General features: G+C 66.2%; 8 protein-coding genes. 5 read left to right on the top strand and 3 right to left on the bottom strand.

The genetic code is table 11. From position 1 onward, the window contains the following. Positions 1-283, bottom strand: a 283-nt coding sequence (locus tag GTZ97_RS15585) for a recombinase family protein (RefSeq protein WP_161651721.1), incomplete at its 3' end; no start/stop codon positions are given. 678 nt (positions 284-961) lie between these two features. Further along, positions 962-2,260: a tyrosine-type recombinase/integrase gene (locus tag GTZ97_RS17040; protein WP_161651719.1), complete on the bottom strand. Its 1,299-nt coding sequence runs from the start codon at positions 2,258-2,260 to the stop codon at positions 962-964. Between the two features lie 316 nt (positions 2,261-2,576). On the opposite strand from GTZ97_RS17040, the gene GTZ97_RS15575 reads away from it, so the two are divergent. The 5 genes from GTZ97_RS15575 to GTZ97_RS15555 are packed head-to-tail and all read left to right on the top strand — an operon-like array spanning position 2,577 to position 9,532. Beyond that, positions 2,577-4,751 (top strand): TonB-dependent siderophore receptor, encoded by a 2,175-nt coding sequence (locus GTZ97_RS15575; RefSeq protein ID WP_161651717.1) that lies wholly within the window; start codon positions 2,577-2,579, stop codon positions 4,749-4,751. Beyond that, on the top strand, positions 4,751-6,313 hold the full coding sequence (locus tag GTZ97_RS15570) for an ABC transporter substrate-binding protein (RefSeq protein ID WP_161651715.1): 1,563 nt from the start codon (positions 4,751-4,753) through the stop codon (positions 6,311-6,313). The genes GTZ97_RS15575 and GTZ97_RS15570 overlap by 1 nt, the downstream gene beginning before the upstream one ends. A 17-nt stretch (positions 6,314-6,330) precedes the next feature. Next, positions 6,331-7,287 carry an ABC transporter permease gene (locus tag GTZ97_RS15565; RefSeq protein ID WP_236651251.1) on the top strand — a complete coding sequence of 319 codons (957 nt, stop codon included), beginning with the start codon at positions 6,331-6,333 and terminating at the stop codon, positions 7,285-7,287. Continuing rightward, positions 7,284-8,108, top strand: coding sequence for an ABC transporter permease (locus GTZ97_RS15560; RefSeq protein WP_161651711.1), 825 nt, complete (start codon positions 7,284-7,286; stop codon positions 8,106-8,108). Before GTZ97_RS15565 ends, GTZ97_RS15560 begins: the two co-directional genes overlap by 4 nt. Beyond that, positions 8,105-9,532, top strand: coding sequence for an ABC transporter ATP-binding protein (locus tag GTZ97_RS15555; RefSeq protein ID WP_161651709.1), 1,428 nt, complete (start codon positions 8,105-8,107; stop codon positions 9,530-9,532). Before GTZ97_RS15560 ends, GTZ97_RS15555 begins: the two co-directional genes overlap by 4 nt. On the opposite strand, the gene GTZ97_RS15550 is transcribed toward GTZ97_RS15555, so the two are convergent. Continuing rightward, on the bottom strand, positions 9,509-10,723 hold the full coding sequence (locus tag GTZ97_RS15550) for an FAD-binding domain-containing protein (RefSeq protein ID WP_161651707.1): 1,215 nt from the start codon (positions 10,721-10,723) through the stop codon (positions 9,509-9,511). The genes GTZ97_RS15555 and GTZ97_RS15550 overlap by 24 nt on opposite strands. Positions 10,724-10,854 lie beyond the last annotated feature (131 nt).

Below are 10,854 nucleotides of genomic sequence, written 5' to 3'. Positions count from 1 at the left end.
GGCCATGCACGTGGACCTCGACCCCCTTGGTCAGCAGCAGGCGCACCGTGGCTTGCACGTCCAGGGCATCCCGCCCCAGCCGGTCCACGGCGTAGACATGCAGGGAGTCCCCCTCCCGGATGTACTCAAGCAGGGCTGCGAACCCCTTGCGGTCCTTTGCCAGGGTGGCACCGCTCACTCCTTCGTCTGCAAACTCCCTGTCGAACCCTCCGCCCATGGCCGTGCGTTGCGATGCGATGGGTTGGTCTGTAGTCGATACGCGGAAGTAGGCGATCCGGGACATAGGTGCTCCTTGTGGTTCAGAAGGTATGACCAAATTATGAGCTAGGCCCATAAGTTGTGTCAAGTATGTTTTGAGCCATGCGAGGGCGGCTTGTGATGGTTGGCTCACAAGGTACAACTTCTGAACGGCTGCGGAGTCCCTGGTGCGGCCTCAGTCCCTCCAATCGACGACCAGTTCAAGCCGTCCCACGCGAACGGTCAGGGACCCGCCTGTGTCACTGTGGTCGGTCCAGGCACCCCAGAGGGTGGGGGCACCGGCCAGCCAGAAGAGGCCCGCCCCGGTGACCCTTGAGACCTTAGACAGGGCATACGCACAGGCACTGATGAGGCCATCAAGGACGGGGACGGTGTGGGTGTGGACAGTGGCTTGCATGGTGGTATCTCTGGTGTCGCGTCAACATCGACGCATGCCCATGCTGCCCCATCAGGAGGGCCCTGACATGGAAAGACCATGGGTCCCGCTCCCGGGAGGGCTCCCCCTTGTTGGATCGTCCCCCTGTTATCTTGGCTGTCTTCCCCTGTGGTCCAGGTTGTCCCCTGCGGTCCTTCCGTCAGCAGGGAAGAAGAACGGATTGCACCTCCGTTGCACCAGCCCAACGACACAGAAGCGAGGGGGGCCACGGGGGGAAGAGCGGCCGGGGCGATATCAGGGAGACCGCTCGGAAATTTCCGCTGCACATTAGCCCAGGTCTATGGTCAGTCCCGGGTAGCTGACCAGCTCCAGGGCCTCTGCTTTCTTCCCCAGTGAATGGCCCCCCGAGTACACGCCATAGGTCATCGTGGTCTTCTCATGTCCAACAATGTCGGCTGTGAGGTTCTCCGGGACCCCAGCGTTTTCTAGGAGTGTCACCAGCGTTTTACGTAGGCTGTGGAAAACGTGGTTCTCCCCGTAGCCCATGGCTGTCTTGAGACGCCCGAATCGTTTGCCCAGAGCGTTAGACCTGTCGCCGTACTTGTTGAAGGTCAGCCCCGAGAGAAGGTACCCATCTGCGGACCCCTTCTTGAGCTTGTCCACAAGGGGCCTCACTGCGCTATGCATGGGAATCTCCCGGAGCCCTGCCTGTGTCTTGGCGTCCCTGATGTGGAAGGATGCTTCCCCCACATCCTCTGTGCGTAGGGCGCAGAGTTCTTCAATACGGGCTCCTGTGTAGGCCCCTAGGATGATGGCGTGCGTGAGGGACGTGTCCTTGCGCTCCCGCGCCGCGCTGACAAGCTCAGCGATTGCCTGAGGGGGGAAGGGTACCCACCCGGTAACGGCTCCCTTAGGTGTCCTGGGTTTCGGTGCGTACTGCTCCACCTTTGCGAACGGTTCTATGCCCTCAGGTGCCGCGCCCACGTGGATGAGGTGTCGCCAGTAGGAGCGCCACGCGCCCCCCATGCGCTTGATTGAGGCATGGCTTAGGGGTCGCTCCCCGGCTGTGAGTGTCTGCACCCACTTCCTTACGGCTGCGGGGGTGATCCCCTCGACTGTTCCGAATCGGTCCACCAGCTTGGCCACGTCCTTCTTCATCTGGTCCTGTGTCTTCTGCTCCAGCGTGCTAATGGCGCCCTCCCATCCGCTCACGTGCTCGCTAGTCAAGGTGGCTTTGCCTTGGGCCGCCCTCCAGAACTGCGCTGCCACCTCGGGTCCCCGTTCAATCTCTAGGGCCCGCGTGCGCTCTTCTAGGTGGTCCAGGGCAATGCCCAGGGCTACCGCGTCCCGTGGGTCATCTGTCCGGTTGTCTTCGAGCTTCGCTTGCTCGATTGCCTCCCGCCACTTGCTGACCTCATCCATCGGGCCTGCGGTGCCTGCTTCGGCCTCCCTGATGCGCCTCTTCCACATCACCACTAGGGGGCGGGCTAGGTCCTGCGCACGCCGCTTGTCGCTGGTCCCTAGAGACTTGAGGAACTTGGTACACCCTAGCTGCCCCTGTAGGTGGGCCGGGACTTTCAATGTGGCGTACCAGAGCTGGCGGCGCTTCTCGATGTAGGACGACACAGGGCACTTTTCAGGTGGGAGGGGCCCCAGTCTAGCCCGTTTCCCCCACGATTTTCCCCCACGCTGTTACCGTGGGGTGCCCGTGTACATGGGAAATCAGGTACTTAAATTCCCTTTGGCGGATCCTCCCGCCCTCTCCGCCAGAACCCAAGCCCAGGTGCACGCAAGTCACCTGGGCTTTTTGCATCTGGGCTCCTATGAGCGGTGGCAGACGCGCCCTTCGCATGAGGGGGTGGTAAGCGATTGCAGTGTCTCTGCATTTGATAAGAGATTATCATTATCGTTCTTTGGCCTGCCTCTTGCTTCACGCCGTCCCATGTCGATTCGATCCTTCCGTCCCGCTACCGCAGCCATTGCTCAAGCGGTGGCTTTGTTGTTCGTTCATTCCGCCATCGCGCAAGCGCAGGACACCGCCTCAGTGACTGACGCGCCGCAGATGCCTGTGGTGGAGGTCGTCGGCCGCTCGCAATCGGGTGTCTATCATGCCTCTGAGGCCGAGGCGGCCAAGACCGAGTTGCCGCTGCGCGAGTTGCCCCAGTCCGTCCGGGTGATCACCCGTCAGGCAATCGATGATCTGGGCGTCACGAGGCTGGACGAAGTGCTGGATTACGTGGGCGGCGTATCGCGTCAGAACAATTTCGGTGGGCTGTGGGACAACATCGTGATCCGGGGGCTGCCCGGCAACGAAAACGTCAACATGGCGACGCTGCTCAATGGCTTTGCCGGCAACCGTGGTTTCAACGCACCGCGTGACCTGGCGGGCGTCGAGCGCATCGAGTTTCTCAAGGGCCCGGCTGCTGCGCTTTACGGCAGCAGCGAGCCGGGGGGCACGCTGAACATTGTCTCGAAGCGGCCAGCCTGGAAGACTGCACATGCCGTCGAGGCCTATGCGGGCAGCCATGGCTTCAAGCGTGCCGCACTGGATGCCACTGGCGCGCTGAGTGACACGCTGGCTTACCGGCTGAACGTGGCGCTGGAAGACCGTGATGGCTGGCGGGACCACGTCGGCACGAAGCGTGTCGTGTTGGCGCCAGCCCTGACGTGGCGGCTCGGCGACGACACGGTGCTGGATTACCGAGGCGAGTACCTGCGCCATGCCGCGCCGCTGGATCGAGGGGTGGTGGCTGTGGGCAATCGGTTGGGGGCGGTGCCGCGCCATCGCTTTTTTGGCGAGCCCGCTGACGGCGATGTGACCGTGGCCAACCACACCCACCAGTTCGTGCTGACGCATGCATGGGATGGTCAATGGCGCAGCCGCATGGGCCTCTCGCTGCGCGAGACGACGCTGGAAGGGTTCTCGACCGAGCAGACCACGCTGCAGGCAGACCAACGCACCCTGTGGCGCCAGCGACGTTACCGTGACAACGAGTCGGTCGATGCGGTGCTGCAGGCCGAGCTGCTTGGCGCAATCGACATGGGCGGTCATCGGCACGAGCTGTTGCTCGGTCTGGAGACCTACCGTTACCGTCTCGACACCTTGATGCTGCGGGCCAATCCGAGTGCTGCTGCGCCGTACCTGATCGACATCTACGCGCCAGTCTACGGTCAGCCCCAGCCGGTGCCCACGGCCCACACCGACAGCCGCGAGCGCCAGCAAGGCACGTCCTTGTACCTGCAGGATGTGGTTCACCTCGACACCCACTGGCGGTTGCTTCTCGGCCTGCGTGTCGACACAAACGAGCAAACGCTCAAGGGCGTCAGCAATCGTCGGCCCGTGGACCAGCGGCAATCGCCTACGGCCACCTCGCCACGCATCGGTCTGAGCTGGTTGCCCACGGCGCAGTGGACGCTCTACGCCAATGTGGGCGAATCGTTCCGGCCGAATACCGGGGTCGACCGTGATGGCGAGGCGTTCCGCTCCGAGCGGGGACGTGCCATCGAGGCCGGCACGAAATGGGAGAGTGCAGACCGGCGTGTGGGCGTCACGGCCGCCGTGTTCGACATCCGCAAGCGCAACGTGCTGACGGCTGATCCGGCAAACACGGGCTCTGACAGTTTCAAGGTCGCAACGGGCGAGGTTCGCAGCCGCGGGGTGGAGATGGATCTCTCGGGCCGCCTGAGCACGCATTGGCGTGTCAACGCCAGCTTCGTGCTCAACGATGCGGAAGTCACCCGCGACAATGCCCTGCAGGAGGGCGGGCGTCTGAGCAACATTGCGCGCGTGAACGGCAGCGTGCTGGCGGTGTACGAGGATGTCCTGCCAGGCGGTCAGCGCTTCAGCGTGGGTGGCGGTTTCACGCATGTTGGTAAGCGGCTGGGCCAACAGGCACGGACGAAGGACGAAGCCCAACTGGGCGCGCCGGCGTTCAACCTGCCGGCCTATACGACGGCCAAGTTGGTAGCCAACTGGCGCCTGAACCCTTCGCTGAGACTGTCCCTGGACGTCGACAACGTTTTTGATCGCACCTACTACGCCAGCTCTTACAGCAGGGAGTGGGTCGCTCCGGGCGCACCGCGCAGCGTCACTGTGGGCATTCAAGCCAAGTTCTGATGTTTGATTCACTGTCTTTCTCCCGGCGCGCCTTGCTGCAAGCCGGTGCGGCAGGCCTTGCGGCAGGCGCCGCACCGCGAGTCCTGGCGCACGGCCAGCCGTCGCACGGCGCGCTTCAGATCGTGGGCCCCTGGGAGATCGGGGGGCTCGCACCCGCATCCAGCGGCTACATCTTCACGCGCTTGCAGATCGCCGAGACCTTGCTGGAGGCCGCTGACGACGGCACACCGCTTCCGGGCCTGGCCCGGCAGTGGCAGGCATCGGCGGACGGCAAGGTGTGGCGTTTCACGCTGCGATCTGCCGCGCGGTTTCACGACGGTACGCCGGTCACGGCCCACGCGGTGGTGCGCTGCCTGCAGGCCGCACGCATCGCACCAGCCCTGCTGAGCACGGCCCCTGTGCAGGCCGTAGAGGCCGACGGGGGAGACACCGTGGTGATCCGCCTGACCGGCCCCTATGGCGGTCTGCCGGCGTTGCTGGCGCACAGCAGCACGCTCATCCTGGCGCCTTCCAGTTATGGCGCCGATGGTGGCGTGCGCCGCATCGTGGGCAGCGGCCCGTATCGGGTGGCACTGCTGGCGCCGCCGCAGCGTGTCGACGCGCAGGTGGCCGACACCTATGACGGCCCGCGGCCCGAGATCGAGCGGGTCAGCTACCTGGTGGCCAGCCGGCCCGAGACGCGTGCGCTGATGGCAGAGAGTGGGCAAGCCGACCTGGCCTATGGACTCGACCCGGCCAGCGTGCAGCGACTGCGGCGTCGTGGCCGTGTGCCCGTGCAAGCGGTGACCGTGCCACGCACCATGATTGTCAAGGTGAATGCGGGGCTCCCGGCGCTTCGGGATGTGCGCGTGCGCCGGGCGCTCAGCATGGCGCTTGACCGGCGTGGCATCGCCCTGGCTGTGCTGCGCGCGCCTGAGCTCGCCGCCACCCAGCTGTTTCCGCCAACCCTGGCCGGGTGGCACGATCCGACATTGACGCCCCTGATCCATGATCCCGAGGCGGCGGCGCGTCTGCTGGTCAGCGCGGGCTGGCGCCGTGCGGCTGACGGCTTGCGCGACGCGCAGGGCCAGCCCCTGAGCTTGTCGCTGAGAACGTTTCCTGACCGGCCCGAACTGCCCATCATTGCCACTGTCTTGCAAGAGCAGTGGCGGCAGGCTGGCATCGCGGTTTCCGTGCGCATCGGCAACTCGGGCGACATCCCCATCGGGCACCGGGACGGCAGCCTTCAGCTCGGTCTGGTGGCGCGCAACTACGCGACCGTGCCCGACCCCGCGGGCACCTTGCTGCAGGATTTTGGTGCCGGGGGCGGCGACTGGGGAGCGATGGGCTGGCACAACCAGGCGCTTGAGGCCAACCTGATCGATCTGGTGCAAGGCAATCTTCCGCCTGCCATGCTGTCTGAGCGACGCCGAAGGGTGGCCGGTCTTCTGCATGCCGAGCTGCCCGTGATCCCTGTCGCCTGGTACAGGCAGCAAGTGGCCGTCAGCAGCCGGCTCAGCGGGGTGAGCCTGGATCCGCTGGAGCGCTCCTATCGGCTCACGCAAATACGGCGGCGCTCATGATGGCCGGGGTGTCGTGGATGTCGTCCCGGTGGGCTGCGGTGCTCGCACGCCGGGCGCTGCAAGCGCTGGTCCTTGCATTGTTTGTGGGCACGATCTGCTTCTTCATGGCGCGGGCGCTGCCGGGCGACATCGCCACACGCATTGCCGCCGGCCGTTACGGCTACGACCTGGTCAGCAATGCGGCCGCGGACGCGGTTCGGGCGGAGCTTGGCCTGGACGGACCTTTGGGCCTGGCGTTGCTTCAGTGGTGGGGCGAGCTCATGCGCGGCCAGCTTGGTACCTCGCTTGTCACGGGCGCGCCAGTCTGGCAGGAGGTGATCCACCAGCTGGGCCACACCATTGCTTTGTCGGTGGCCGCCATCGTGCTTGCCGCCGCGGCCGGTTTGCCGCTGGGCATCCGTGCTGGCCTGCGCCCCGGTGGTGTTGCTGATCGACTCACCGTGATGCTCGCCGTGGTGTTGCGCGCCATGCCGCCATTTCTGCTGGCGCTGTTGCTGATGCTGCTGGTGGCGGTGCAGCTCGGCATGTTGCCGGTAGCCGGTGACGCCCACAACGGCGGGCTGCTCCTGCCTGCGCTTACGCTGGCGCTGCCGCTCACGGCGGGGCTCGCCCGCGTCACGCGCGATGCGGTCCGCGATGCGGTGCTGTTGCCCTCGCATGAGTTCGCGCGCACCAAAGGCCTGTCGGACAGACAGGCGCTGTGGCGCCACGCGCTGCGCCACGCTGCGTTGCCGGTGGTGGCCTGGCTGGGTGTGCAGGCAGTTTTTCTGGTGGAAGGGGCCCTGGTGGTCGAGACCTTGTTCGCCTGGCCCGGCATCGGGCATGCACTGGTTCACGCCGTGTTCGGCCGCGATGTCCCGATGATTCAAGGCACGGCGCTGTGCATGGGTCTGCTGTTCGTGGGGTTCAACGTGTTGGTGGACGCGGCCTGTTTCGCGCTCGATCCACGCCGAGTGCGGGGGGAGGGGGCATGAGCCTGATCGCCACGTCTTTTCCGGGCGAAATGCGCCGACCCCGCGCGGCACGCCATCTGGGCATGGGCCTGATCGTGCTGGTGGCGGCCTTTGGCTTGTTGGGGCCGACGCTGATCGGGATTGATCCCGCAAGCCAGAACCTCTATGCGGGTCTTCGGCCACCCGGGGCGGCCCATTGGCTGGGAACGGACCTGCTGGGCCGAAGCGTGTTGTCCCGGCTGGCGCATGCGGCGCAGCTGTCGCTGGGTCTCGCGCTGCTGGCGGCCATCACGGCGGCGGTACCCGGGGTGCTGTTGGGCGTGGTGGCAGCATGGCGCGGTGGGCGCATCGAGCGCGCGTTGGTATTGCTGGCCGATGCGGTCATGTCCTTGCCAGGACTGCTGGTGGTGCTGCTGTTTGCCAGCCTGGCGCCGGGGCGCCACTGGGCGCTGTATGTTGGTTTGTCCTTGTCGTTGTGGGTTGAGTACTTCCGGGTCAGCCGTGCCGCGAGTCGCCCGGTGTTGGCCGGTGATGCGGTACAGGCCTCGCGTCTGCTCGGCTTCGGCCCGCTCTACGTGATGCGCCGGCACTTGCTGCCTGCGCTGGCGCCCACGTTGACCACCCTGCTGGCGTTCAGTGTGGCGCAGGCGGTGCTGGCGCTGGCCGCCCTGGGCTTCATTGGCGTTGGCCTTCAGCCGCCCGCCCCCGAACTCGGACTCATGATGACCGAGTTCCTCCCTCATTACGAAGAGGCACCGTGGCTGATCGCCGCACCCGTCTTGCTGCTGATGGCGCTGGTGCTTGGCATGATGCTGCTTGGCAGTGACAAGGTGGGCGCATGAGCGACGCTTTCCTGCTGGCGGTCGAGGGATTGACCGTCCATGTGCAGCAGCGCTGCCTGCTGGAGTCGATCTCGTTTGCGCTGCGCGCTGGCGAGACGTTGACCCTCGTCGGCGAGAGCGGGGCCGGCAAGTCCCTGTTGGCGCAGGCCGTGATGGGCAACCTCGACCCCGCGCTGCGTGCGGGCGGCCGCGTGACGCTGTGCGGCCAGACCAGTCGGGCAGACGACGCAGCCGCGCGCCGGACGCGCTGGGGCCGCCAGTTGGCCCTGCTTCCCCAAGAGCCGGCTCTGGCGCTCGACCCGTTGCGCCATATCGGGCCGCAGCTGTCCGAAGTGCATGCGCTGGTGCAGGGTCGTCCTGCGGAGGAGGCGCGCGCGATCGCGGCGCGGGAACTCGACTCTGTCGGCCTCGGTCCGGCTGCGACCCGCTACCCCTGGCAGGTCTCGGGCGGCATGGCGCAACGCGCTGCGATGGCCATTGCGATGGCAGGAGGCGCTCAGGTGCTGATGGTGGATGAACCGACCAAAGGCCTGGACGCACACTGGTGCGATCATGTGATCACCTTGCTGCAGTCTGTGCAACGGGCGGGTGGGTGCGTGGTCACCATCACGCATGATCTGCGCGTGGCGCGGGCGCTTGGCGGTCGTGTGATCGTGCTGCGCGAGGGCAGGGTGGTTGAGCAGGGCGAGGTGTCCGACGTGCTGGAGGCGCCTCGGCATGACTTCACACGCCGCCTGATTGCCGCCGATCCGCGCCACTGGGCGCCTCGCGGTGCAGCACCAGCTGGCGAGGTGTTGCTGCAGGCCACCGGCCTGAGCAAGCGCTTCGGCGCGCACAAGCTGTTCGAAAGGCTGGATCTCTCGGTGCTGCGGGGCGAGCGGCTGGTGCTGCAAGGTCCTAGCGGCAGCGGCAAGAGCACGCTGGGCAATGTGCTGCTGGGCTTGATGCCGCCTGACACCGGCACGCTCCAGCGCGCTGCCGGGCTGGAGCCTCAGGCGTTCCAGAAGCTCTACCAAGACCCTGTTGCGTCGTTCGCACCGCAGGTCTCGCTTGAGCAATCACTGAGGGATGTGGTGCGGCTGCACCGGCGACGCTGGCAGACGGTCCAGGCGCTGCTCGACCGCTTGAGGGTGCCCGAATCGCTGCTTGCTCGCCGGCCGGCATCGGTGTCGGGTGGCGAACTGCAGCGTGTCGCCCTGGCACGCGTCTTGACCGTCCAGCCTGCGCTGGTGTTTGCCGATGAGCCCACCTCGCGCCTCGACCCCATCACGCAGCAGGACGCCATGGCCGTGTTGCTGGATGCAGTCGACGCGTCCGGTGCTGCGCTGATGCTGGTCACGCACGATGAGGGGCTCGCCCAATCTGTGGGCACGCGCTGCATTCGCCTGGCCGCCCCGCCGTCAGGCGTCGACGAGCGGGACTGAGCGGTGCGCGCGGGCGGGAACGGCCGTGCGCGAGGCTTCCCGCCAGTATTGAGAGAACGAGTTGCAGCGCTTGGCCGGGTCGGGCCACAGCAGTGGCTCGGGCACGCAGTGCGCTCGCGGCCACGCCTTGCCGGTCATGTGCAGATGCGGGTTGTCGGTGTAAGCGCATGAGGCCGGTGGCGGGTCTTCCAGCCACACGATGTCGTCGCACACCTCACGCATGGCCGCGTGCACGAAGTGCCAGCGTCGGGCGCTCCAGGGCCACGCGTTGTGGAAATCGGCCGCAAACACACCGAGGCGTTTGCGATGAGGCGCAGCGGCCTCGGTGCAGGGGTTACGCACCGCCCAGGGGTGGACCAGCCATGCATGGGTCAACTCGCCCGCGCTGGCGGATCGCAACGCAAACGGCGGCGTGTGCAGCAAGGCGGGTTCGTTCGTTGTCTCGGGCAAGGCCGCCAGGCGGTGTTCGCCAGGCGCGGGGGGGGCAAGGGGCTGCCGAGCCCAGGTGTCAAGCGCATCGTAGTCGGTGTCCAGAAGGCTGCCCTGCACGTGCCAGCCTGGTGGTGCGTGGCGGGCCACATTCTCGGCGTTGAACAGATACGGCTTGGTGCTGCCCGTGGCCGCCACCCATTGCCAGGACAGGTGGTTGCTGCCCAGGTCGCCATCAAGCAAGTGGCCGTAGAGCCAGTCTGCGCCAGCGCGCCAGTGCACCTTGCGCAGATGGACCAGATACGACGCCAGCCACATGCGGGCGTGGTTATGCAGGTAGCCGGTGGCATACAACGTGCGCACCGCCTGATCGATCACGGCCAGGCCGGTGCGCGCCTGTCGGATGTCGTCGGGTACCGTGTTGGTGTAATCGGCGTCCCGCAACAGGCCTGGGCGCAGGCTGCGCAGAATGCCCTGGCCCTCACGCCGCCAGACGTGCTGGAAGTAGGCGCGCCAGCCCAGTTCGTACATCAGCTTGTGGCTGTCAGCGAGGCCATGCTGGTCACGCAGGTACCCGGCTACCTGATCCAGACTGAGCACGCCGTGTGTGATGTAGGGCGACAGCCGGGTCACTGCCCCATCCAGGTGGTTACGCGTGCGCGCGTAGGCCTCTGGCTGCACGCGGCGCAGGCGATCTTGCGCCGCGCGCAAACTGGGCGGGAAGGCGTCGCGGGTGCCGTCAGAGGCATCGGGCTCGTGCATGCCATGATGCTATGGCACCTTGGTGGTGCGCATGTGTTTGCGAGACGCCCCTTAGCGGCGACAAAGCGGCCTCATCCCGACGCCGTACCAAAAAAAAGCGCCCCGAGGGGCGCTTGGTAACCAGCGATGTC

The sequence above is a fragment of the Aquabacterium fontiphilum genome, from assembly GCF_009909205.1.
GTDB lineage: Bacteria > Pseudomonadota > Gammaproteobacteria > Burkholderiales > Burkholderiaceae_C > Aquabacterium > Aquabacterium fontiphilum.
Note: the sequence above shows the minus strand (reverse complement) of the source record. Positions and strands in the feature narration are given on the sequence as shown.